The sequence below is a fragment of the Paenisporosarcina sp. OV554 genome (assembly GCF_003058165.1).
Classification (GTDB): domain Bacteria; phylum Bacillota; class Bacilli; order Bacillales_A; family Planococcaceae; genus Paenisporosarcina.
Map to the genome: position 1 here is coordinate 69,232 of NZ_QBUC01000008.1, position 24,094 is coordinate 93,325.

Annotated in this window: 23 protein-coding genes; 1 reads left to right on the forward strand and 22 read right to left on the reverse strand. The window is 39.2% G+C overall.

All coding sequences use genetic code 11. The annotated features are described in order from the left end of the window. Positions 1–52: 52 nt before the first annotated feature. The 14 genes from atpB to C8K15_RS09190 form a co-directional block, all read right to left on the reverse strand. Positions 53–763: a F0F1 ATP synthase subunit A gene (gene atpB / locus C8K15_RS09125; RefSeq protein ID WP_108586098.1), complete on the reverse strand. Its 711-nt coding sequence runs from the start codon at positions 761–763 to the stop codon at positions 53–55. A 560-nt stretch (positions 764–1,323) separates the two neighbouring features. Further along, a complete protein-coding gene (gene wecB, locus C8K15_RS09130) occupies positions 1,324–2,439 on the reverse strand; it encodes a non-hydrolyzing UDP-N-acetylglucosamine 2-epimerase (protein WP_108586099.1) in 1,116 nt (371 codons plus the stop codon). Positions 2,440–2,459: 20 nt separating this feature from the next. Further along, the gene (gene upp / locus C8K15_RS09135; RefSeq protein WP_108586100.1) at positions 2,460–3,089 is read right to left on the reverse strand and encodes a uracil phosphoribosyltransferase; all 630 of its coding nucleotides are present in this window, start codon (positions 3,087–3,089) and stop codon (positions 2,460–2,462) included. Between the two features lie 423 nt (positions 3,090–3,512). Continuing rightward, positions 3,513–4,898: an amino acid permease gene (locus C8K15_RS09140; protein WP_108586101.1), complete on the reverse strand. Its 1,386-nt coding sequence runs from the start codon at positions 4,896–4,898 to the stop codon at positions 3,513–3,515. A 356-nt stretch (positions 4,899–5,254) separates the two neighbouring features. Next, positions 5,255–6,490, reverse strand: a complete 1,236-nt coding sequence (gene glyA / locus C8K15_RS09145) for a serine hydroxymethyltransferase (protein WP_108586102.1) — start codon at positions 6,488–6,490, stop codon at positions 5,255–5,257. A gap of 23 nt (positions 6,491–6,513) precedes the next feature. After that, positions 6,514–7,065 carry a TIGR01440 family protein gene (locus tag C8K15_RS09150; RefSeq protein WP_108586103.1) on the reverse strand — a complete coding sequence of 184 codons (552 nt, stop codon included), beginning with the start codon at positions 7,063–7,065 and terminating at the stop codon, positions 6,514–6,516. A 14-nt stretch (positions 7,066–7,079) separates the two neighbouring features. After that, on the reverse strand, positions 7,080–7,520 hold the full coding sequence (gene rpiB / locus C8K15_RS09155; RefSeq protein WP_108586104.1) for a ribose 5-phosphate isomerase B: 441 nt from the start codon (positions 7,518–7,520) through the stop codon (positions 7,080–7,082). Positions 7,521–8,428: 908 nt separating this feature from the next. After that, positions 8,429–8,869 carry a low molecular weight protein arginine phosphatase gene (locus C8K15_RS09160; RefSeq protein WP_108586105.1) on the reverse strand — a complete coding sequence of 147 codons (441 nt, stop codon included), beginning with the start codon at positions 8,867–8,869 and terminating at the stop codon, positions 8,429–8,431. 9 nt (positions 8,870–8,878) lie between these two features. Beyond that, a complete protein-coding gene (locus tag C8K15_RS09165; protein WP_108586106.1) occupies positions 8,879–9,370 on the reverse strand; it encodes a manganese efflux pump in 492 nt (163 codons plus the stop codon). 57 nt (positions 9,371–9,427) lie between these two features. Continuing rightward, positions 9,428–10,462, reverse strand: a complete 1,035-nt coding sequence (locus tag C8K15_RS09170) for an L-threonylcarbamoyladenylate synthase (RefSeq protein WP_108586107.1) — start codon at positions 10,460–10,462, stop codon at positions 9,428–9,430. A gap of 85 nt (positions 10,463–10,547) precedes the next feature. After that, positions 10,548–11,117, reverse strand: a complete 570-nt coding sequence (locus tag C8K15_RS09175) for a stage II sporulation protein R (RefSeq protein ID WP_108586108.1) — start codon at positions 11,115–11,117, stop codon at positions 10,548–10,550. Positions 11,118–11,165: 48 nt separating this feature from the next. Next, complete coding sequence (gene prmC, locus C8K15_RS09180) at positions 11,166–12,029, reverse strand: peptide chain release factor N(5)-glutamine methyltransferase (RefSeq protein ID WP_108586109.1); 864 nt, start codon at positions 12,027–12,029, stop codon at positions 11,166–11,168. After that, complete coding sequence (gene prfA, locus C8K15_RS09185) at positions 12,013–13,092, reverse strand: peptide chain release factor 1 (RefSeq protein WP_108586110.1); 1,080 nt, start codon at positions 13,090–13,092, stop codon at positions 12,013–12,015. The genes prmC and prfA overlap by 17 nt, the downstream gene beginning before the upstream one ends. A 151-nt stretch (positions 13,093–13,243) precedes the next feature. Then, positions 13,244–13,879, reverse strand: coding sequence for a thymidine kinase (locus C8K15_RS09190; RefSeq protein WP_108586111.1), 636 nt, complete (start codon positions 13,877–13,879; stop codon positions 13,244–13,246). Positions 13,880–14,186: 307 nt separating this feature from the next. Here C8K15_RS09190 and C8K15_RS09195 point away from each other — a divergent pair, with 307 nt between their 5' ends. Further along, the gene (locus tag C8K15_RS09195) at positions 14,187–15,023 is read left to right on the forward strand and encodes a nuclease-related domain-containing protein (RefSeq protein ID WP_233260424.1); all 837 of its coding nucleotides are present in this window, start codon (positions 14,187–14,189) and stop codon (positions 15,021–15,023) included. Positions 15,024–15,571: 548 nt separating this feature from the next. Here C8K15_RS09195 and rpmE read toward each other — a convergent pair. The 8 genes from rpmE to C8K15_RS09235 all read right to left on the reverse strand — a co-directional run bounded on the left by rpmE (position 15,572) and on the right by C8K15_RS09235 (position 24,046). Continuing rightward, entirely contained in the window at positions 15,572–15,787 is a 216-nt protein-coding gene (gene rpmE, locus C8K15_RS09200) for a 50S ribosomal protein L31 (RefSeq protein WP_108586112.1), read from the reverse strand. 188 nt (positions 15,788–15,975) lie between these two features. Continuing rightward, the gene (gene rho, locus C8K15_RS09205; protein ID WP_108586113.1) at positions 15,976–17,259 is read right to left on the reverse strand and encodes a transcription termination factor Rho; all 1,284 of its coding nucleotides are present in this window, start codon (positions 17,257–17,259) and stop codon (positions 15,976–15,978) included. A gap of 127 nt (positions 17,260–17,386) precedes the next feature. Next, positions 17,387–18,355 (reverse strand): class II fructose-bisphosphatase, encoded by a 969-nt coding sequence (gene glpX / locus C8K15_RS09210; protein WP_108586114.1) that lies wholly within the window; start codon positions 18,353–18,355, stop codon positions 17,387–17,389. 85 nt (positions 18,356–18,440) lie between these two features. After that, a complete protein-coding gene (locus tag C8K15_RS09215) occupies positions 18,441–19,727 on the reverse strand; it encodes a UDP-N-acetylglucosamine 1-carboxyvinyltransferase (RefSeq protein ID WP_108586115.1) in 1,287 nt (428 codons plus the stop codon). Between the two features lie 32 nt (positions 19,728–19,759). After that, entirely contained in the window at positions 19,760–20,410 is a 651-nt protein-coding gene (gene fsa / locus C8K15_RS09220) for a fructose-6-phosphate aldolase (RefSeq protein WP_108586116.1), read from the reverse strand. 93 nt (positions 20,411–20,503) lie between these two features. Then, a complete protein-coding gene (locus C8K15_RS09225) occupies positions 20,504–21,361 on the reverse strand; it encodes a class II fructose-bisphosphate aldolase (protein ID WP_108586117.1) in 858 nt (285 codons plus the stop codon). A gap of 365 nt (positions 21,362–21,726) precedes the next feature. After that, a complete protein-coding gene (locus tag C8K15_RS09230) occupies positions 21,727–22,086 on the reverse strand; it encodes a response regulator (protein WP_108586118.1) in 360 nt (119 codons plus the stop codon). Between the two features lie 364 nt (positions 22,087–22,450). Beyond that, positions 22,451–24,046 carry a CTP synthase gene (locus tag C8K15_RS09235; RefSeq protein WP_108586119.1) on the reverse strand — a complete coding sequence of 532 codons (1,596 nt, stop codon included), beginning with the start codon at positions 24,044–24,046 and terminating at the stop codon, positions 22,451–22,453. Positions 24,047–24,094: the final 48 nt, after the last annotated feature.

Sequence of the window (24,094 nt, forward strand, 5' to 3'; positions counted from 1 at the left end):
TGCCTCCTAGAAATTTGTATTTTTTCCTGTTCAGTAAATGAACAAATTATGCTTAATGATCATGACTCACTTTGTGAGACATATAAACCATTGTTAAAATAACGAAAATGAAAGCTTGAATCGTTCCAACGAAAATCGAGAAACCTTGCCAAGCAAGCGTTGGAAGTAAGGCTCCTGCAAAACCAAGGAAACTTGCACCACCTATACCTGCTAGTAAACCTAACAATACTTCTCCTGCATAAATATTCCCGTAAAGTCGAAGACCAAGTGTTACCGTATTGGCAAACTCTTCTACGATTTTTAGGGGCAGAAGGAATGGTAATGGTTTTAAATAGTCTTTTCCGTATTCGGAAAGGCCTTTTAATTTGATACCATAGTAATGAGTTAATACCATGACCATAACTGCTAATGTCATCGTTATGATTGGATCTGCGGTTGGAGATTTCCACCACAAAACACCATCTATAATGATTGAAAATGGTAAACCTAACATGTTCGAAACAAAGATGAACATGATAAGTGTAATACCCAAAATATGGAACCTACCACCTGAATTCCAGTCCATATTGCTTTTGATAATCCCTTTTACGAAGTCCATTAACCACTCCATAAAATTTTGCATACCAGTTGGCTTTAAACTTAAGTTCCGAGTAGATACTACTGCAATTAATAGAACGATAAGTGCCGTTACGGTAAGCATCATAACGTTTGAAAGATTGAACGTAAGTCCAAGCCACTCATGCGTTGGGTTCTCATGATGCACGTGCATTCACCTCTCTTTCACAATTCGGTATAGAGTTTTTCGTGTATATAATCCTGACTACTAATATTAGTAGTCATTCGAGATTACTAAATTCATTGTTTCTTTTGGTTTCGACATTCTTCGTGCAAACCGAAAGAAATTGTTACAATGGGTATTTTTACAGGAAACTCTTGTATGTATGGTCTTTCATTTAAAACTTAAACAAAAGAGTAGCTTCCTATACATAAACATCATTCTTGTAAAGAATGTCTTCTTTTATGCAGATAGTCTTGACGTTTTTACATAATATAGTAAAACCGCAAACCTGATAGGAAGAAGATTTGACAAGATTTCATAGTTTTTACAGTGAATGAAAACCCTCTCATTTAACCCTTTGTAAGCATACAATATGGGTAAAATGAAGTCAATTGATTCCCGTGAAAAACTTCACAAAGTCGCTATACTCGACATATTGTCGACAAATTTTAAAATAGCGGGCTGAATTGTTACTGATATCCGATTATTAGGTGGTTTTTAGCAAAAATTAAGGGGACTGCTCAGGCGGTCCCTTTAATTTTATTCTACTTATTTAAATAGTCTTTCAAAGCTTCAACGATACGTCTTGATGCTTCACCATCACCATACGGATTTGATGCTTTTGACATTGAAGCGTAAGTCGCTTCATTTGTAAGCAATTCTTTTGCTAAGCCGTAGATTGTCTCTTCATCCGTGCCCGCCAACCTCAATGTACCTGCTGCAATTCCTTCAGGACGTTCAGTCGTGTCGCGTAATACAAGTACAGGCTTCCCTAAAGAAGGTGCTTCTTCTTGAACGCCGCCTGAATCAGTCAATATAATGAAAGAACGTGCTGCGAAGTTATGGAAATCGAGTACTTCTAATGGTTCAATTAAGTGGATTCTTGGATCATTTCCAAGTACTTCATTTGCCACTTCTCTGACAGCCGGATTCATATGAACAGGATAAACCACTTGAATGTCATCATGTTCTTCAATTAGTCGTTTAATTGCACGGAACATGTTGCGCATAGGTTGTCCTAAGTTTTCACGTCGATGAGCAGTTAATAAAATCATACGATCTGTGCCAACTTGTTCTAACACAGGGTGCGTATACTCTTCGCGTACCGTTGTTTTTAAAGCATCAATTGCAGTGTTGCCTGTAACTACAATGCGATCTTCCGGCTTGTTTTCACGACGAAGGTTGTCAGCTGACACTTCTGTTGGAGAGAAATGAAGATCTGCCATCACACCAGTTAATTGACGGTTCATTTCTTCTGGATACGGTGAGTACTTATTAAAAGTACGAAGTCCCGCTTCCACGTGACCTACCGCAATTTGATTGTAAAATGCCGCTAAGCTAGCAATGAAAGTCGTAGTCGTATCACCGTGAACTAATACGATGTCAGGCTTTGCTTCTTTCATTACTGCATCCAAACCTTCAAGTCCTCGTGTTGTCACGTCTATTAAAGTTTGACGGTCTTTCATCATATTCAAATCGAAGTCCGGTTTGATCCCAAATGTATCCAATACTTGATCGAGCATTTGGCGATGTTGTGCAGTGACTGTCACGATTGATTCAATGTCATCGGAATGTTTTTCAAGTTCTAAAACGAGTGGTGCCATTTTAATTGCTTCTGGGCGTGTCCCAAAAATCGTCATGACTTTCCATTTTTTCGTCAAGGTTAAACACTTCCTTTTACTTATTTTGTTCCGAACAAACGGTCACCTGCGTCGCCAAGTCCAGGAACGATGTAACCATGGTCGTCCAGTTTTTCATCAAGAGCAGCAATGTAGATGTCTACATCTGGATGAGCTTCTTTAAGAATTTCTACACCTTCTGGAGCAGCAATTAAACACATAAACTTAATGTTTTTAGCACCGCGCTTTTTCAATGCGTTAATGGCAACTAATGCAGATCCACCCGTTGCTAGCATTGGGTCAACTAATATAAAATCACGCTCATCAACATCCGCTGGGAGCTTCACATAATATTCAATTGGTTGTAGTGTTTCTGGATCGCGATATAAACCGATATGTCCAACTTTAGCAGCAGGCATTAATTTCAGAATACCGTCTACCATGCCGATTCCAGCACGTAAAATTGGAACGATCCCTATTTTTTTACCTGATAAAACTTTTGCTTTCGCAGTTGTGACTGGTGTTTCTACTTCAACTTCATCTAAAGGCATATCACGTGTAATCTCAAACGCCATCAAAGTTGCTACTTCGTCTACTAATTCACGGAATTCTTTTGTTCCCGTTCTCTTATCTCGAATAAAAGTTAATTTATGTTGGATCAATGGATGATCAAATACGAATACTTTTCCCATAATGCCCTCTCCTTTACGTACAAACTTCATCTATTATAGCAGAAAAAACCCATAACGCTCGACTTGAAACGAAATCACATTTTTTAGAAAGTTCATAATATCGGTTTGATTTGTGGTTTTGATGTGTTCGGAGTTGTGGTTATTCTCATTCATTTTGATTTATTCTCACTCGGGAGGTGTTTAATCCCTTTCGTTGCTGTATTATTCCTGTTCACTCTCTGTTTATTCCCGTTCATTTTAGTTTCTTCCCACTCACGAGGTGTTTATTCCCATTCGTTGGTAGAGGATATATTCAAAAAAGCTAGATTTGATAGCAAAATATATCAGAAATTCTAAGTTTTTAACTAATTATAGAATTAGAACTTAAAAAAGCACCACAGACATAAAAGTCTATGGTGCTTTCCTATAGAAGTTAACCTATCTTCAATTCACAGTATGTTTGCTCGTTTTTTTATGATAGCCTTTTCCATAATAGTAGAACGTTAAGAAAATAAGCCATAACGGTCCAACGACAAGTGCGATTCTTGTATCAGGATTGTAAGCCATTACAATAATAACAAACGCCAAGAAGGCAAGTGCAAGGTATGAAGTGAATGGAAATAAAGGCACTTTATATTTCAATTTTTCTTTTTCCTTCGGTTTCAATCCTTTACGGAACCTGATTTGTGATAACAGGATAATCCCCCATGTCCAAATAGCTCCGAAAGTAGCGATACTCGTTACCCAAGTGAATACCTTAGCTGGAACAATGTAATTTAAAAGAACTCCGACTAATAACACAACAGATGTGGCAAAAACAGCCGTTCCGGGAACACCGTTTTTTGTTAGTTTTCCAAAATTCTTTGGAGCTTGACCATGTTCTGCAAGGTTAAATAACATTCTTCCTGTACTAAATAGTCCACTATTACATGAAGAAAGAGCTGCAGTTAAGATTACAAAGTTAATAATACCCGCTGCGCCTGGAATCCCAATTTGTTCAAAAGCCAGTACAAATGGACTGCCTTTTGATCCAATTTCATCCCACGGATAAATGGACATAATAACAAACAATGCTCCAACATAAAAGATCAGAATGCGCCAGAAGACCGAATCAATTGCTCGGGCTAATGTTTTCTCTGGATTTTTAACTTCTCCGGCTGTTACACCAATCATTTCAATTCCTAGATATGCAAACATAACCATTTGTAGTGATAATAATAGTCCCTTTATTCCATTCGGGAAGAATCCACCGTTTTCCCATAGATTACCAATACCAGTTGCAATACCACCGTTACCGATCCCAAATGTAATCATGCCTATCCCGACGAAAATCATCGCAATAATCGTTACTATTTTAATCAAAGCAAACCAAAACTCCAGTTCACCATATGCTTTTACAGCAAGGAAATTAATACCAGCCATTGCGACTAATGCAATTAACGCCCAGATCCAACGAGGAGTATCTGGATACCAAAATTCCATATAAATACCTACAGCCGTTATCTCGGCCATACAAGTAACAACCCATAAGAACCAATAATTCCAACCTGTTATGTATCCTGCCAGTGGTCCTAAGTAATCCCGTGCATATTTACTGAACGAACCTGCAACTGGTTTGTGAATCGCCATTTCCCCTAGTGCTCTCATAATAAAAAACATCATAAGTCCGCTGAATGCATACCCTAATAATATACTTGGCCCAGCTAATTTAATCGCTGTAGCAGATCCCAGGAATAGCCCTACCCCAATAGCCGCTCCCAGGGACATAAGTGTGATATGCCTTTCTTCCAATCCACGTTGAAGTCCTTTTGATTGTGAATTATTCTTCATACTTGTTTCCCCCTTTTGTACGCGTGTTAACTTTTAGTAACGATTTAAATAATTTTGCTATAATTTAAATATTTCTAATATAGCATCATCTTAATATAAATCATTTTTAATAGTTTGACTAGTTCCATAAGTTCTAGTAACAAAGTCACCTCTGCTAATGATTCATATACCCCAATAAAAAAATATATGTTAGGAATTATAAAAAACTTACTAAAAGTTATTCTTTAAAATTATACTAACAAAACATTTTAAAATTTCTGTCAAATTAAATTGCATTAAAAAGGATTTTTCTAGGACAGGTTCGTCCTTAGAAAAATCCTTTTAATTATTTGAAAAAATCTAGCACATTATCTTTTTTATTGATACAAAGGGAACTTAACAGTCAAGGCTGCTACACGTTCTTTCGCTTCTTTGTGAACCGCTTCGTCTTCAATATTTTTAAGTAATTTCGCTATGATTGACGCAATTTCTTTCATTTCTGGTTCTTTAAATCCACGAGAAGTCACTGCAGGTGTTCCGATTCGAATACCTGAGGTAACAAACGGGCTTGTTGTATCGAAAGGAATGGTGTTTTTATTTACGGTAATGCCTACTTCGTCTAACACTTTTTCCGCCACTTTACCTGTTAACTCTAAAGAACGTAAGTTTACAAGCAATAAGTGATTATCAGTACCGCCAGAAACAACGTCAATTCCTTCATCAATCAAGCAGTTCGCTAATGCTTTCGCATTTTTCACGACTTGCTGAATATATGTTTTGAATTCTGGTTGTTGAGCTTCACCAAATGCTACAGCTTTTGAAGCAATCACGTGCATTAATGGACCACCTTGAATTCCTGGGAAAATCGTTTTATCAATTTTCTTCGCAAATTCTTCAGTTGTTAAAATCAGTCCACCACGAGGACCACGAAGCGTTTTGTGTGTCGTTGATGTTACAAAATGAGCGTGTGGTACTGGATTTGGATGTTCACCCGCTGCAACTAAACCAGCAATATGTGCCATATCGACCATCAAGTATGCTCCAACTTCGTCCGCAATTTCACGGAATTTCGCAAAATCAAGTGTACGAGAATAAGCACTCGCTCCAGCAACTATCATTTTTGGTTTATGTTCAATCGCTTTTTCTCGAACTTCAGAGTAATCAATCGTTTCTGTCACTTCATCTACTCCGTATTCAACAAAGTTATATTGAATTCCACTGAAGTTGACTGAAGATCCGTGCGTTAAGTGACCACCATGAGATAAGTTCATGCCTAAAACCGTGTCGCCTTGCTCAAGTACTGTCATGTAAACCGCCATGTTAGCTTGTGAACCTGAATGTGGTTGTACATTTGCATGTTCTGCTCCGAAAATTTCTTTCAAGCGGTCACGTGCGATATTTTCAACAACGTCTACATGTTCACAGCCACCGTAGTAACGTTTGCCAGGATAGCCTTCAGCATATTTATTTGTTAATACAGACCCTTGAGCTTCCATTACTGCTTCTGATACAAAGTTTTCAGAGGCTATTAATTCAATGTTACCTTGTTGACGTATTTTCTCATCGTTCATTGCTTCATAAACCACTTTGTCTTGCACAGCAATCTTTTTCATGTGTCCATATCCCCTTTGAATGTCTATTTGTTTTTATATACTGCTCGTTCACCGCCGATAAGTTTTGGGCGAGTGGTTGCGAGTGTGACAATAGCTTCACCGATTTGCTTAATAGATGTTCGAATCGGCACCGCTACTGGTTTTATATGCATGCCGATGAGTGTTTGTCCAATATCGATGCCACCGTGGGCTTGTGCATGCTCGACTACAACAGGATCGCTGAAATGGGTATAGGCATACGCTGACATAGATCCGCCTGCTTTTTGAACAGGAATGACTGTTACTGGTTCTAGTCCGAAGGCTATCGCCGTTTGTCGTTCTACTGTAAGCGCTCGGTTGATATGTTCACAACCTTGGAAGGCTAAATGGATGCCATGCTTTTTTGCAAAAGTTTGAAGCGGCTTATATAAAGCTTCCGCTACTTCCATTCCACCTGCAGAGCCAATTCGCTTGCCAACAATTTCAGATGTCGAGCAACCAATGACTAGTAGTTGTCCGGGTGTAAACCTAACTTGTTCTACAAATCCATCCAACAATTCTTCGAGTTGAGATTGCCACATTGTGTAAGCATCCATATGACCAAACTCCTCTATTTGTTTTCCAGTTCAGAAAGTTTTGAGATGCGACGTTCGTGACGACCGCCTTCGAACTCGCCTTCTAACCATGTTTTCACGATTTCGCGCGCTAAGCCTCCGCCAATTACGCGTTCGCCCATTGCTAAAATATTAGAGTCATTATGACCTCGTGTTGCTTTTGCGCTAAATACATCGTGCACTAGAGCACAACGGATGCCTTTTACTTTGTTTGCCGCAATCGACATGCCAATTCCTGTACCACAAATTAAGATACCACGGTCAAATCCTCCTGCTGCTACACCTTGTGATACTGGTTGTGCATAGTCAGGGTAATCGACAGAGTCACTTGTTTGTGGTCCGAAATCTTGATACGTGTGACCTAGGTCGTCAAGTAAAGAGGTTATTTCTTTGCGCAAATTATTGCCGCCATGATCGGAAGAAATCGCGATGTTCATAATAGTCCCTCATTTCTTTTCATACTCGTTTTCATCTTACCATTTTTAATAGGAAAAGAGCAAAGTAACATTTGGGTAAAACCGAACTGTCTAAAGACCTATGTGATGCTGGTTTGGTAAATGAATGAATTTATTCTCCTTTTATATAGAGTTTCGGCCAAAGATGATATTTTTCGGCCTCTTTCTGCTTCTGTTAATTTTAAACAAGCGGCGCTTACTTCGAAACGAAAAGGGGCTTGTGACTTTGTCACTTCGCCCACCTCTCTTTTTTCAGATTATCCTGCGACGGTTGTGCGTCCTTCGCTCCCTTTGAACCTGGGTGCTTGCAATTAATATCGTTTGGAATACTAAAGAATTGATTCTTCCTTTATATAGATATTCGGTCGAAGATGCTATTTCGGCCTCTTCCTGCTACTTTTACTTTCAAGATCCTCATTCTTTATCAGTGATATTGCAAGAAAGCCAAAATAAATAAAGAAATGGCGTAGTCGGCGACTTGGTTCTTTAAAGATAGTTTTGCTGCTGTAGTTACCCAAATTCAAAAATCCTTTTTTCCAAAGGTTGTAGGTGAGCGACGAAAGCATCCGAGCCCCAAGATTACCTGTAAAAGAAACGAAGGCGATGTGACACCGTCACATCGCCTTCGTTTCTCATTCTTTAGTAAAGCTGCAGCTTAGTTGTGCTTTCCAAAGCTCATCGGAAACCTTGGTAATAACTTAATTTCAGCGTTTGTTATGGAGTGCCAACTTTTGTTTCATGTTTCTAGAAGATAAAGAAAAACGTTAGCAGCCGAAATTGCATCTTCGGCCGCTTCCATTTGTTAATAGTGGTGGCGATTCTTTGGCTAACCCAAAAAGCCTTCAAAGAACTAAAAAATACAGCCCCATTGGTACAGAGCTGTATGGTATTTATTCATCATTCAGTTTAGTAAATAAGTCTTTGGTCAATATGGTGAGCTCTTGGAACGTTTGGCGATACATATGCATGTCTCCGCCAAATGGATCTGATACATTGTGCGAACCATATGGTCGTACGTATTCTTTTAATGTAAAAATTTTGTCTGCAGCGAATGGAAATGCTTGCATGACAAGTTGTTTATGTGCAGTAGTCATCGTTAATATCAAATTAGCCCATCGCACATCTTCTTCGCTAACTTGACGCGAAAAGTGTGTGAAGTCTATGTCTGCATCTCGAATAACACGTTGTGCATTCTCAGAAATATCGCCACCGTCCATGGCATAAATTCCTGCTGAACGAACGTTCATTCCGTCCTTATTATGTGAATGAAATATCGCTTCAGCCATCGGGCTTCGGCATGTATTTCCCGTACAGATATAATAGATGTTCATGTGAATCCCTCATTTATTTAGTAAAGTGAGTAATCCCATTACCATGAGACATACTCCAGAAAGACGAGTCAACATAGGTCCTTTAATCAGTTTACTTTTAAGTGCAAGGTAAGAGAATGATAACGCAAAAAAACCAGCACTACATAAGAAAAACCACTTTTGTAATTGAAGCATACCAAAAGATAAGCTAACTGAAAAGGTGTCAAGGCTAACTACGACTGCAAGTAGGATGGGAGGAAGGATCGTGGATGTAGGTTTTTGTTGGTACAAACATAAATGAACACCTGTTAGAAATAACAAAATGCTTGAAATGTAGCGGCCACCTTCAACTATAAATGTTGTCACCCATTCCCCAGCAAGGAACCCGAGAAGTGGGAAGACCATATGTAACAACCCTGTCCAAATGGCGAGCATCAGCGGGAAGCGGATTTTAGGCAATACACTATATAAAGCAACCACGTCCAGTGCTGTAAATAGCCCAGCAAACAGTTCTGTAGGCAATGTAAAAATCTCCCCTCTCTCTTGCATTGCTACTAGCATATGCAAAAAAGGAAGAGATTAGGAATGCCACCAATTGCCATCCGCTGCTTTTTCTAGTCGGTTAAAAATCGCTGCACCCACGCCCGTTTTGAGCGGTAACGTGACCAGGATAATATCGGCTGCAGTGTCGTCGCAGGCACGTAAATGAGCGTATAAATGGTGTGCGGATTCTTCAGGATTTTGTTGATCGCCTAACGAAAAGAACCAGTCTGCTTGATCATTTTTTAATTCATTTGGTGCTAGCAAAGCGACTTTTTGGTTTTGCGTATGTATAGATTGAATAGCGAGGTCAACAGCATCTAAGTTTGATTCGATTAAGTAAACAGGAGCATCAGGTGCATAATGGGCATATTTCATACCAGGTGCTCGTGGTACTGTCGCATCGTCGACTGTTGTTGTATTTGGTTCGATTACTTCTCCAATTACTGCACTGAGCATTTGTGCTGTAACGCCACCTGGTCGAAGGATTACGGGAGGATCTACAGTGAAATCGACTACGGTTGATTCTACTCCAATTCCGGTTGCACCACCATCTAAAATGAGTGGTATACGTCCTTGTAAATCTTTTTCTACATGAAGGGCTGTCGTCGGACTTGGTTTGCCACTGAGATTGGCACTTGGGGCGGCAACTGGTTCGCCAAGCATTTTTAGTAATTCTAGAGCGACAGGATGGTCTGGCATGCGTAAGCCTACTGTTGATAATCCAGCAGTTACATTTGGTGCAAAGACGTTCGGTTTCGCATGTAATATTAGTGTCAGTGGTCCTGGCCAAAATGCATCGATGCAGTTTTCGGCTTTTTTAGAGATTTCACTAACGTATTTTAAAATATGTTGTGATTCCCCCACATGAACAATTAGCGGGTTATCGGATGGTCGACCTTTTGCCTCGAAAATTTTAGCTACTGCTAGTTCATTCGTAGCAATTGCTCCTAGTCCATAAACTGTTTCAGTTGGAAACGCGACAACTTCGCCACTCTTTAATTTTTCCACAGCTTGTGTATAAACTTGAGTTTTATTCACATCGTTATCCACAACGAGTCGAGTCGTTTTCATGTGATAAATCTCCTTTCTTTCGTGATTTGTTGATAGTTATGCACATACTGTTGATAACTAGTAGTGGAAATGGGGATAACTTTGACTAAAACTTACTTTTAATCCAATCCCATATCCAAAACTTCACTGGCTCTTCAACCACTTCTTCTTCTTCTTCTTGGTAACATACTTTTGGAAATAAGGCACACCACCAATTGTCTCCTTTGCCACTGCCAATTGTAATAACTAGTGCTTTGTGGAAATCTTGTGCATAAAAGTAAGTGCCATCTGTTTTAGGTGGAATTAATGCGTTTGCTAAACCAATGTGGATTGTTTGCTCCGTAATTGCCCCTGCTTTTTGTGAAATTTCTTTGGAAATTAGATTTAGTTCTTTTTCTAATTGCGCAGTGGTTTGAAACGTGTCAGTTGCTTTTTGTAATAGTGGTTGAATCTCTTGATAGACTAGCGATTTAACTTGTTGATCTTCGTTCGTGTTACTGTTTGCAATGATTCTTACTTGAATAGCATCAGCAGGAACAGCGTCTGCCGCTCCGCTTACTACCGGCATTAAAAATAATAAAGTTTGAATAAGTACAAGTGCCAATACAAGTTCAATCCATGGAGACCTCTTCATTTGTGGTTGTTCATTTCTGAAAATCTCGTAATCTTCTATCATGGTTATCTCCCCCTTGCCTTCATTGTGGACAAGGTGTGGATTATTTATTCACTTAATCTCACAAAAAATCATTCTTTCTTTTCCATTGATATCTTTTACGATATCCACTTGTGCAGTTGGAAATGATTTTTGAAAGAACGATTGGACAGCGGGCCCTTGTGTATAGCCAATTTCTAAGCCTATCAAAGCGGGTTTATTCATGAGTGCAGGAAGTTCTTCTGCTAGTCTTTTATATAAATGAAGTCCTTCATCATCGGCAAAAAGGGCATTATGAGGTTCATAGTTTAGTACGGTATCTGATAGACTAAGAGCCTCGTCATGTGAAATGTATGGTGGATTAGACAAGACAATATCCCATTTTTCGCTTGAAATAGGGGCAGTTAAATCACCTTGTTTAAATACGATTTGTGCACCTAGATCACTTGCATTCTCTTGTGCTACAACTAATGCTTGAGTTGAAATATCGGTTGCAGTTACTTGCAAAGTCTTAACTTCCGCTTTCATGGTTACCGCTATCGCACCACTTCCAGTTCCGATATCGGCGAGCTTCAGCTTGGCTTGTTCATTGAAAAGTCGCTTCATTCTAGCTATTGTTGCTACGATGAGTTCTTCTGTTTCAGGACGCGGTATAAGTACATGTTCATTCACTTTAAAGGTACGTCCGTAAAATTCTTCGGTTCCGATAATATATTGAACAGGCTTTCCTGTACTGTGTTCTTCAATCAGAGACCAGTAGTGTTCAAATTGTTCGGTTGAAATTTCTTCTCGCATGTCCATTAATAATTGAACGTGCGTTTTCTTTAGTACGTGTTGCAGCAACATACGCGCAACTTGTTCTTCTCGTCCGTGTCCCGATAAAAAAGAAGAAGCCCGTGAAAGGGCCTCATATACATATTTACGCATTGGTATCATTCATTCGCTCAAGTCGTTCGGTTTGGTCGGTCAAAATTAACACGTTGACGATTTCCTCGAGTTTACCTTCCATGATTTGATCCAGTTTTTGAATCGTTAAACCAATGCGATGATCGGTTACACGGTTTTGTGGATAATTGTACGTGCGAATTCGTTCTGAGCGGTCTCCTGAACCTACTGCAGATTTACGAACAGCATCGTATTCCGCTTGTGCTTCTTGACGGAATTTATCGGCAACACGTGCACGAAGAACGGTCATTGCACTCGCTTTATTTTTAATTTGAGATTTTTCATCTTGGCACGTTACTACTGTCCCAGTTGGAATATGTGTCAAACGTACTGCTGACATCGTTGTATTAACCGATTGTCCTCCAGCACCTGAAGATGCATACGTATCTGTACGGATATCATTTTCATGAATATCCACTTCTACTTCTTCCACTTCTGGAAGACATGCTACAGTTGCAGTTGATGTATGAGTTCGTCCACCAGACTCGGTTTCAGGTACACGTTGTACGCGGTGAGCCCCATTTTCGTACTTCAGTTTCGAGTAAGCGCCTTGGCCTTTGATCATGAAGATAACTTCTTTATAGCCACCGATTACTGTAGGAGAAGCGTCCATAATATTAATTTTCCATCCTTGGGCTTCAGCATAACGGCTGTACATGCGGAACAGATTCCCTGCAAATAGAGCAGCTTCATCCCCACCTGCAGCTCCACGAATCTCCATAATAACGTTCTTTTCATCATTCGGATCTGTAGGAATTAACAATACTTTTAGGCGTTCTTCAATGTCGTTAATTTGTGCTGATAAATCGTTCATTTCTTCTTTTACCATTTCACGCATATCGCCATCTAATTTATCGTCTAGCATCGCTCTTGCTTCAGCATGTTGCTCTTTAACTTGCTTGTATTCACGGTATGCATTAACAGTATCTTGCAAGTCCGATTGTTCTTTAGAAAGCGTGCGTAATTTATTCATATCCTTAACAATCTCAGGGTCACTGAGTAATTCAGTCAAACGATCATATCGGTCTTCTACCGACTGTAAGCGATCAAACATACTTTCACCTCATCCGTTCATGTGATTAACACTATAATTATATAGAAAAAGAGTAGCTTTCGCCACTCTTCGTTTAGAATCTTTATTAATAATTGGGAATTTTTTCATATTAATTCAACGCTATTCATCCATTGCGGATGTTTTTTCAAGATTAAAGTGTAGTTTTTGAATTAACTTCGTCTGAGTACACTAATGAAGTTTGATGAGTGACACCCGCTGGTACTTCGTGATGGTGACGGCAACGAGGTTCATACGCTTCAGTTGCACCAATTAAAATAATTGGGTCTTCATAGCCTGCTGGTTCCCCGTTAATTAGTCGTTGGGTGCGGCTTGCTGGTGACCCACATACTTGGCAAACGGCTTGTAATTTTGTTACGAGTTCCGCTATGGCCATTATGTTCGGCATGGGACCAAATGGTTCTCCTCTGAAATCTTGATCTAGACCTGCAACAATTACGCGGAAACCATGATTCGCAAGACGTTGTACGACATCAATAATTCCCTCATCAAAAAATTGCGCTTCGTCAATTCCTATCACATCATATTCGTCCGAAATGTACGCCCATATATCTTTTGAACGTTCGACTGGGATCGCTATTACTTTCGTGCCATTGTGACTAACTACTTCTTCTTCACTATATCGATTATCTAAACGTGGTTTGAACACAGCAATTTTTTGTTTCGCAAATTGCGTGCGTCTTACACGACGAATTAATTCTTCTGATTTGCCGGAAAACATACTTCCGCAAATGACTTCAACCCAACCGGATTGTGACATCACATACATGGAAGTCACTCCTTTCAAAACTCTCTATTCCTTATCATACAGAAAAAAAATCTAGAATACTCGTCTTTTTTTTCTTCAAGAAATGTGATACGGAAGAATTGTGACACAAGGAGGTATTTGGGGAATTCCTACGTCAAGGCTATTTTTCCTACGTGAGCTCTGTTTTTTCCTACGTCACTCCGCTTTTTTCCTACGTGACCCCCTATTTTTACAACTGAGCAATCGCTCAGCACTTATTTTATAGCAAAACTTGAAATTAACAGAATAAACATGCTATTTTCATATCAATGATACTAACATCTCAGCAATGAAAGGAGCATTTATTATTTATTCTAATCGAATTCCGCCTAAAGAAATCCAAATTTATAAACGTGCACAATCCAGGTTTCCAATAAACCATCCTTATTTTAAGGAATTTTTATCAAAAAGAAAAATTATAGAAGCTGGATACTTTGGTGAAAGTTATGTTGATCACTTTCTGCATCAAATGGTATTTCCAAAAAACCATTATATTTTTAAAGGTTTGCATCTCCAATTAGAACCTGAGACTTTTCTCCAAATTGATACCTTAATTGTGACTCAAAAATATATCGCTATTCTAGAAATTAAAAATATAAAAGGCAAAGTGTATTTTCAAAAACATCCTAAACAGCTTATTAGGGAGTTTAATGGAGAATTTGCAACCTATAAATGTCCCGAACAACAAATTCTACGTCATAGCATTAAGATTAAGCGGTTACTGAATCAACTCAATATTAAAATACCTATTGAAAATAGAATCGTTTTTGCTTTTTCATCTACCCATATTGCTGAACCCCCAGAAAAGGTAATGGCTCTAATGGCTTGTGACATAACAAACCATCTTGAAGAACTAAACCAACTCCCTGAGGTAATCTCTAGTAGAACATTTAAACGCTTGATCGATTCTCTTACCTCATTAGAGTGCGAATATTTCCCTACACCTTTTGCAGAAAAACTTCAATTTGATTGGAAAACTTTAAATACTGGTCTTTTCTGTCCAAACTGCGAAATTAAATTAATAAACCAACATCGCTGTCCTATATGTAAGAAATCTCGTAAAACACTTTACACTCTAGCTGTAGAAGAATGGTTTTACCTTTGTAAAAAAAACAATTTCCAATAAAGAATGTGTTCATTTTCTCGAGCTTAAAGATAAATACGCTGCTACTTACCTTCTTAAAAACCTTCAACTAGAACCGCAAAATCATAACAAGTACCGACGTTATGCTTTTACAAAATCTTTTTGGTTAACTAAAGAATCCACTACTCCTTACAATTAAATTGGTCGACCGTCCAGATGCGTGAACTGAGAAATTTAATCAGAGTTCCTATAAACAGAGCTATTGCTTCCTTCACAAAAATACCCACCAAGCGCTAGCAGGTGGGGCCATTAAAGATTTTGACAGATTTTAGAGTGATAGAAATACTTAGGACGGGACTGTTCGCTGCGCTCATCAACCGTTTTTTTTGAGGGAAATGACTCTGATATTTATGGGATGCGGAGGGATTCCTACGTTGATGACGATTTTTCCTACGTGACGGACGATTTTTCCTACGTCATCACTGTTTTTTCCTACGTGAACCCCTATTTTTACGACTGAGTCATCGCTCAGTCTCACAAAAAAGAAAAATACCCGCTGTGAGCAGAAGCTCTAAGCGGGTATTTGATAATTATTCGTTGATTTCTTCTTTGATGCCATATTTTTTGTTGAAACGGTCAACACGGCCATCCGCTTGAGCGAATTTCTGTTTGCCAGTATAGAATGGATGACATTCTGAGCAAAACTCTACTTTGATGTCTTCTTTTACTGAACCAGTTTCAAAAGCGTTACCACATGAGCAAGTAACTTTAGCTGTTTTGTAATCGGGATGAATTCCTGTTTTCATCTTAAATCTCCTCTCGCCCTGAACCATCTGGAACAGAGTTGGTATTATTTTACTGTCACCTTACACGACCCGTCAATTCGGCCGGATATGTAACAGAGAATGATAATTCTAACCGAATTAAAGTATAGCAAATCCCTATTAAGAAATCAAGCACTTGGTATAAATAAACGCGGATGAACTATACCTGTTTACAGTAAACCTTTACCGCCTCTTTTTTCTTTCATTTCCGTATTCAATTGTTCAAAGAACTCTTCGTTTGTTTTCGATTGGCTTATTTTTTTCAAGAAGCGCTCACCGAAATCATGTGAATCCGAGAATGTTTTACGGATAGCCCACAGTTTTTCAAGTTGTTTAGGTGGAAGTAGCAGTTCTTCTTTTCGTGTTCCTGAGCGTCGAATGTCTAATGCTGGGAAGATTCGACGTTCTGCTAAACTACGATCTAAGTGAAGTTCTAAGTTACCAGTTCCTTTAAACTCTTCATAAATGACTTCATCCATACGTGATCCTGTTTCAACTAAAGCAGTCGCTAATATCGTTAAGCTTCCGCCTTCTTCAATATTACGTGCTGCACCGAAGAAACGTTTAGGGCGATGGAACGCTGCAGGATCAATACCACCTGATAGTGTACGACCACTTGGTGGGATTACTAAGTTATATGCACGTGCCAAACGTGTAATGGAATCCATTAATATGATGACATCACGTTTGTGTTCTACTAAACGCATCGCACGGTCAAGTACTAATTCCGCCACTTTCACATGGTTTTCTGGTACTTCATCAAAAGTTGAGCTCACTACATCTGCTTTTACTGAGCGCTCGATATCAGTTACTTCTTCTGGACGTTCATCAATCAATAGAACGATTAAGTCAGCATCTGGATAATTGGTAGTAATAGAATTCGCTATTTCTTTCAATAACATCGTTTTACCTGCTTTTGGAGGTGCTACGATTAGACCACGTTGACCGAAACCTACAGGTGCCACTAAGTCCATAATGCGTGTTGATAACTTGCTTGACTCTGTTTCCAGTTTGATATGACGATCTGGATATAGTGGTGTTAGCGCAGGGAAATGAACACGTTCTTTCGCTGAATCAGGGTCTTCACCATTTACTAATTCTACATGTAATAAACCATAGTAACGTTCGTTCTCTTTTGGAGGACGCACTTTACCCGTTACTTTATCACCGTTGCGTAAGTCAAAACGGCGAATTTGTGATGCGGAAATATAGATATCTTCAGAACTTGGAGAATAGTTGATGGGGCGCAAGAAACCGAATCCTTCAGATTGAATGATTTCTAAGACACCTTCCATGAAAAAGTAACCTTCTTGTTCTGCACGTGTTTTTAAAATAGCAAAAATTAGCTCTTTTTTAGTGAGTTTACTGTAGTACGAGATTTTGAACTCACGCGCTAGCGCATACAGTTCTTTTAACGTCATACTTTCTAGTTCACCAATCTTTAAGGTTGACATAAAATGGCACCACTCTTTTACATATTTTGTTGTGTCGGTTCAAGTTGAAAGGCTGGATTGGTTTTGCAAGAATTGATTTTAGTAGAAGATGCCTGACCGAGGTATGGCCAGGCACATAATTTTGAAGTTAGTCTTCCATCATAAGATGAGGTTTTTTCTTCAAGCTATGACGTCCTTCTACGAAACGGACTGTGCCTGATTTTGCACGCATAACTAATGAATGAGATTCTGCATATGATCCTTTGAATTGAACTCCACGCATTAATTCTCCATCGGTTACTCCCGTTGCCGCAAAAATTGCGTCGTCGCCTTTTACAAGGTCTTCCATACGGAATACACGGTTTACGTCTAGTCCCATACGGATACAACGTTGTAATTCTTGATCGTTTGTAGGAACTAGCTTACCTTGAATTTCGCCACCTAAACATTTTAATCCTACTGCAGCAATAACGCCTTCTGGAGCGCCGCCAAGTCCGAATAAAATATCTACGCCTGTTTCATCAAACGCTGTGTTGATAGCTCCTGCTACGTCGCCATCATTAATCAACTTAATACGAGCACCTGATGCACGAATTTCATCAATGATTTTTTGGTGACGTGGTCGGTTTAATATCGTTGCCACTACGTCTTCAATGTCTTTATTTTTTGCACGTGCTACAGCTAGCAAGTTATCCGTTACAGAAGCATTAATATCGACTTTGCCTCTAGATTCTGGTCCTACTGCTAACTTGTCCATGTACATATCTGGTGCATGAAGTAAGTTCCCTCGATCAGCAATGGCAAGAACTGCTAAAGCATTCCAACCACCTGAAGCGACGATATTTGTACCTTCTAGTGGATCTACAGCTATATCTACCGCTGGTCCACCTTGGCCAAGACCTAATTCTTCACCGATGTATAACATAGGTGCTTCGTCCATTTCGCCTTCGCCAATTACGACGACGCCTTGCATCGGGATTGAGTTGAAAACGTTACGCATAGCTGTAGTTGCCGCGTCGTCCGCTTCATTCTTCAAGCCTCGGCCCATCCAACGTGCCGAAGCAATTGCTGCTGCTTCTGTTACACGTACTAACTCCATTGATAAACTGCGTTCCATTTGGTGTGTTCCTCCCGTTATCCGGTCATTTATTTACGTAATTCTACCCCTGTCATTATACCATATGTGATAAAGGGTCGAATTTTTATTTTTTATTTTCTTTTGGCGAATTCTCAACCTCGATCGTTTCCCGACGAATATCTGCACCAAGTCCTTGTAATTTGTCAATTAAAGAACTATAGCCGCGTTCGATATGATAGATGTCGCGGATTTCGGTCTCGCCTTCAGCCAATAATCCTGCTAATACAAGTGCAGCTCCTGCTCGTAAGTCAGATGCGCGAACTGAAGCAGACTCTAGTTTCGTTGGACCAGAGATAATGGCTGTACGGCCTTCAACTCGAGCAACTGCATTCATACGTTTCAATTCATCAACATGTTTGAAACGTGCTGAATAAATTGTGTCCGTAATAACGGAAGAACCTGCTGCTTGAGTCATTAAAACTGAGAATGGCTGTTGTAAATCCGTTGCAAAACCAGGATACACGAGTGTTTTAACATCCACTGCATGCAAATTCACTGATTTAGGAATGAAAATACTTTCTTCGCCTTCTTCTATTTTAACGCCCATTTCACGCAGTTTTGCAGTTAATGCTTCGACATGGAATGGAATGACGTTATCTATAGTGATACCGTCCCCAGCTGCTGCTGCCATTATCATGAATGTACCTGCTTCGATTCGGTCGGGGATAATGGTGTGGTTCGTCCCGTGCAGTTCTTCAACACCATCAATACGAATAACATTGGTACCTGCACCTTTAATTTTTGCTCCCATGTTGCTTAGTAGCGTTGCAACATCAATAATTTCTGGCTCTTTTGCAGCATTCTCAATCGTCGTTTGGCCTTTTGCCATTACAGCAGCCAGCATGATGTTAATAGTTGCGCCTACACTTACAACGTCTAAATAAATTTTTGCACCGCGCAACTCTTCTGCACGTAAATAAATAGCACCATGTTCATTTGTTACCTTAGCTCCAAGTGCTTCAAAGCCTTTAATATGTTGATCTATTGGTCGTGGTCCAAGGAAACAACCCCCAGGTAAACCAATGACAGCTTTTTTGAAACGTCCAAGCATTGCACCCATTAAATAATACGATGCTCGTAATTTTTTCACGTTACCATTTGGCAAAGGCATATCTTGCATTTTAGACGGGTCAATGTGCATCGTACCGTCTTCTATAGATACTACTCCACCGATTTCCTCCAGTAATTCCTTCAGTGTCCCCACATCAGAAATTTCTGGTAAACCTTCAATCGTGACAGCCGAATTCGCTAAGATGGAAGCTGGTATTAAAGCAACCGCACTATTTTTAGCACCACTTACTTTAATTGTTCCTTGTAATCGTTTCTGTCCATTAATTTTATAAACTTCCATGTATTTCACCTACAATCAATTCAAGAGTTAACTTATTGTGCACTATTTCGGTTATTCCAATCCGCTAAAAATGCTTCAATTCCTTTATCAGTTAAAGGATGTTTGAACATTTGTTTCATCACGTTAATCGGCATAGTTCCAATGTGTGCACCGTGAAGAGCTGCGTCCGTAACATGTTGTGGGTGACGAATTGATGCTGCAATGATTTCTGTATCAATATTGTGAATGTCAAAAATTTGCGCGATTGTCCCTACTAAATCCATTCCATTATGACCGATATCATCTAAACGACCTAAGAATGGAGATACATATGATGCACCAGCGCGTGCTGCAAGAAGTGCTTGGTTGGCACTGAAGATTAATGTAATGTTTGTTTTAATGCCTTCTTTTGAAAACACTGAACATGCAGCTAAGCCGTCCGGAGTCATTGGCAATTTCACTGTAATGTTAGGAGCAATGGCAGCTAATTCGCGGCCTTCTTTAATCATACCTTCAGCATCTAAAGCGATAACTTCAGCGCTTACCGAACCATCGACAAGTGCTGTAATTTCACGCAAGCGATCATGGAATGAAATATTTTCTTTTGCTACAAGTGTAGGATTTGTCGTAACTCCAGACAAAATTCCCCATGCATGTGCTTCTTTTATTTCTTCAAAGTTAGCTGTATCGATAAAAAATTTCATTTATTATTTCCTCCAAATTATTGAAAAAGAGGAGAAGACCGTATGTCTTCAACACGGACACTTCTCCCGAGATTTCGAATTATATTATTTAAATTACGCTTTTCCAGAACTTCCGAAATCACGCATTTTTCCTTGTACTGTTTTTTTAATTGCATCACGAGCAGGAATTAAGTATTTACGTGGATCATATTCTTCTGCATTGCCATTCAAGAAATCACGAATAGCTTTCGTTGCTGCAATTTGGCTTTCTGTATTCACATTTATTTTTGCTGTACCTAAAGAAATCGAGCGTTGAACATCTTTTACTGGAATTCCAGTTCCACCATGCAACACAAGTGGCAAATCAGATAATTGAGAGATTTCTTCCATTTCAGCAAAGCCCAAATTAGGTTCGCCTTTATAAGGACCATGAACCGAACCTAGTGCTGGCGCTAAACAGTCAATGTCTGTACGAGAAACTAGTTCAGCACATTCTTTTGGATCTGCATAAATAACGCCGTCTGCGATAATATCATCTTCTTGACCACCAACAGTCCCTAGTTCTGCTTCAACAGACACGCCTTGTGCGTGTGCATATTCCACTACTTGAGATGTGATAGCAATGTTTTCTTCTAATGGGTGATGAGAAGCATCAATCATAACTGATGTGAAACCAGCGTCGATTGCTTCTTTACACTTATCAAAACTTGAACCATGATCTAAATGAATTGCCACAGGTACAGTTATTTTATAGTCGTGCATTAACCCTTTTACCATGTGAACAACAGTTGTAAATCCGCCCATATATCTAGCTGCTCCTTCAGAAACGCCTAAAATCACGGGAGACTTTTCTTCTTCAGCTGCAAGTAAAATTGCTTGAGTAAACTCTAAGTTGTTAATGTTGAATTGGCCAATTGCATAGCCTTCTTTTTTACCTTTGATCATCATGTCTTTCATAGATACTAAAGCCATTGAGGAATCCTCCATTTCATTGTCTATAATCTGGTATCAAGCAACAAGCTCTTTTCATTTCTACGTAAGCCGCCACTTTTCTTAATTTCTAGTTGCAGGGGTTGGAAAGATTAAAGTTTGACTAGCATCTTCCCAGAGGCTTTGTCCAGTTTTCGATGGCAAGCTCGTACCTCTACTTTACCCCACTTTACGTGGGTGATAATGGAGTTCGACTAATTCCGCAAATTTAGCCTACCTTACAAAACAATTCAAAACTATGTTTTGATTCGTTTCTTCTTAGTCTCGGCTTGATGTTCGCACAGGGTTCTCCACTTTTCTATTAAATCATAACAAAAACAGGCAGTGTTTGCCACTGCCTGCGTTTTTCAATCTTTTAACATTCCGTTTACAGCATCGCGTACTTCGTAAATATCAAACGGCTTTGTGAAATAGTGAGAAGCACCTAAATCCATTGCCTCTTTTATTAAATCTAGTTCGCCATATGCTGTAATCATTAAAACTGGGACATCTGGAGTACGCATTTTAATTCGTTTTAATATTTCAATCCCATCCATACCTGGAATTTTCATATCTAATAGGACACCATCAAACTGAATTCTCTCAGCTAACTCTAATGCTTCAATTCCATTAGCAGCTAGATATGTAGTGTAACCTTCTCGTTTGAACACTTCGTTCAAGAGCAAGCGAATGCCTTGTTGATCATCCACAATTAGTAACTGTTTCATGAAAATTACCCCTTTTTCACTTTGATACTAATTCATTAATTCTACAATCTTTTCCATATTCCTGCATTAAATAAATAATTTTGATACTTCTATGTATTCTTGAAGAAAAGGACGTTCCCTCATAATAATACATGATAATCCATTTTTTATGTTAAATATTATATATATATTATTTATTGTTTTCCTCATTGTTATTAATGTGAGTTTAGTCCTTCTTTTCGAGTGAATCTTAGGCATTGCAAAATCTGGCGAGAAGAAACTACGCGAGGGCTCAGTTTGACTTTTTGGGGTTCATGTCTGAAATGAACAATTTCTAATCAATCAAAAAAACCCCACTCTTTTCTTAAAAGAGTGGGATTTGATATTATTCGCCTAATGCCGCTTTGATGAATTCACGGAATAAGGGTTGTGGGCGTTGTGGACGCGAGATGAATTCTGGGTGGAACTGAGATGCCACGAAGAATTTGTGATCTGGAATTTCAATTACTTCGATTAATCGGCCATCTGGGCTCGTACCAGAGAAAATGAACCCAGCTGATTCAAATTGCTCGCGGTATTCGTTGTTAAACTCATAACGGTGACGGTGACGTTCGTAAACCAATTCTTGTCCGTAAGCTTCATATGCTTTAGTGCCATGCACTAATTTACATGGTTGAAGTCCTAAACGTAATGTTCCACCTAAGTCTTCGACGTCTTTTTGTTCAGGTAATAAGTCGATTATCGGGTATGGAGTTTGTGGGTTTAATTCAGATGAATGTGCATCTTTTAAATGTAAAATATTTCTTGCGAATTCTACTGTTGCAAGTTGCATACCTAAACATATTCCTAGGAAAGGTACATTGTTTTCACGTGCATAAGCAGTTGCTGCAATTTTACCTTCTACTCCACGGTCACCGAAGCCACCAGGAACTAAAACACCGTCAACATCGTTTAAAAATTCAGCAACATTGTCTTCGCTAACGTGTTCAGCGTTGATCCATTTCACTTCAATGTCCGCGTCAAATGCAAATCCTGCATGTTTCATTGCTTCAACAACTGAAATGTATGCATCTTGTAATTCTACGTATTTTCCAACTAAACCAATACGTACTTTTTTCGATAAGTTTTGCACACGATCTACTAAAGCAGTCCAATCCGTCATATCTGCTTCAGGTGCTTTGATACCGAAATGATCAAGTACGATTTGGTCCATATGCTGTTCTAGAAGCATTAATGGTACTTCGTACAATGATTCCGCGTCGCGAGCTTCGATAACTTCGCTTGCTTTAATGTCGCAGAACAAAGCGATTTTATCTTTCATATCTTGTGGCACAGCAAATTCAGTACGAACTACGATGATATTTGGTTGAATTCCTAAACTGCGTAGCTCTTTAACACTATGTTGTGTTGGCTTTGTTTTCATTTCTTTAGCTGAACGGAGATAAGGAATTAACGTACAGTGAATGTACATTACATTTTCTGCACCGAAGTCGCCTTTCATTTGGCGAATCGCTTCTAGGAATGGTAGTGACTCGATGTCCCCAACCGTTCCTCCGATCTCTGTAATGACTACATCTGCATTTGTTTCTTTTGCTGAACGTACTAAGCGTTCTTTAATTTCGTTCGTGATATGTGGAATTACTTGAACTGTTCCACCTAGGTAGTCACCGCGACGTTCTTTTTTAAGAACCGCTGAGTAAACTTTACCTGTCGTAACATTTGAGAATTTACTTACGTTAATGTCAATGAAGCGTTCATAGTGACCTAGGTCTAAATCCGCTTCTGCACCGTCGTCAGTTACGTATACTTCCCCATGTTGGTATGGGCTCATTGTTCCTGGATCTACGTTGATGTAAGGATCGAATTTTTGAATCGCTACGTTTAGACCTCGATTTTTAAGTAAGCGACCGAGTGATGCAGCTGTAATACCTTTACCTAGTGAAGAAACTACGCCACCAGTTACGAAAATATATTTTGTCAAAGCTAACTCCTCCTAAAAATGTGATTTTTGTCTACTGAAGTGCATGAT

Bases quoted from the DNA above. Each gene is read 5' to 3' on its own strand.
- C8K15_RS09175 (WP_108586108.1), bottom strand. From the start codon at position 11,117: ATGATAGAAGATTACGAGATTTTCAGAAATGAACAACCACAAATGAAG.
- prfA (WP_108586110.1), bottom strand. From the start codon at position 13,092: ATGTTTGATCGCTTACAGTCGGTAGAAGACCGATATGATCGTTTGACT.
- glpX (WP_108586114.1), bottom strand. From the start codon at position 18,355: ATGGAACGCAGTTTATCAATGGAGTTAGTACGTGTAACAGAAGCAGCA.
- glyA (WP_108586102.1), bottom strand. From the start codon at position 6,490: ATGAAAAAGATTGCTGTGCAAGACAAAGTGGTTTATGAAGCAATGAAC.
- prmC (WP_108586109.1), bottom strand. From the start codon at position 12,029: ATGATACCAATGCGTAAATATGTATATGAGGCCCTTTCACGGGCTTCT.
- C8K15_RS09170 (WP_108586107.1), bottom strand. From the start codon at position 10,462: ATGAAAACGACTCGACTCGTTGTGGATAACGATGTGAATAAAACTCAA.
- rpiB (WP_108586104.1), bottom strand. From the start codon at position 7,520: ATGAACATCGCGATTTCTTCCGATCATGGCGGCAATAATTTGCGCAAA.
- C8K15_RS09230 (WP_108586118.1), bottom strand. From the start codon at position 22,086: ATGAAACAGTTACTAATTGTGGATGATCAACAAGGCATTCGCTTGCTC.
- C8K15_RS09160 (WP_108586105.1), bottom strand. From the start codon at position 8,869: ATGAACATCTATTATATCTGTACGGGAAATACATGCCGAAGCCCGATG.
- rpmE (WP_108586112.1), bottom strand. From the start codon at position 15,787: ATGAAAACAGGAATTCATCCCGATTACAAAACAGCTAAAGTTACTTGC.
- C8K15_RS09150 (WP_108586103.1), bottom strand. From the start codon at position 7,065: ATGGATGCTTACACAATGTGGCAATCTCAACTCGAAGAATTGTTGGAT.
- rho (WP_108586113.1), bottom strand. From the start codon at position 17,259: ATGTCAACCTTAAAGATTGGTGAACTAGAAAGTATGACGTTAAAAGAA.
- C8K15_RS09195 (WP_233260424.1), top strand. From the start codon at position 14,187: ATGAAAGGAGCATTTATTATTTATTCTAATCGAATTCCGCCTAAAGAA.
- C8K15_RS09215 (WP_108586115.1), bottom strand. From the start codon at position 19,727: ATGGAAGTTTATAAAATTAATGGACAGAAACGATTACAAGGAACAATT.
- upp (WP_108586100.1), bottom strand. From the start codon at position 3,089: ATGGGAAAAGTATTCGTATTTGATCATCCATTGATCCAACATAAATTA.
- fsa (WP_108586116.1), bottom strand. From the start codon at position 20,410: ATGAAATTTTTTATCGATACAGCTAACTTTGAAGAAATAAAAGAAGCA.
- C8K15_RS09190 (WP_108586111.1), bottom strand. From the start codon at position 13,879: ATGTATGTGATGTCACAATCCGGTTGGGTTGAAGTCATTTGCGGAAGT.
- C8K15_RS09140 (WP_108586101.1), bottom strand. From the start codon at position 4,898: ATGAAGAATAATTCACAATCAAAAGGACTTCAACGTGGATTGGAAGAA.
- C8K15_RS09225 (WP_108586117.1), bottom strand. From the start codon at position 21,361: ATGGCTTTAGTATCTATGAAAGACATGATGATCAAAGGTAAAAAAGAA.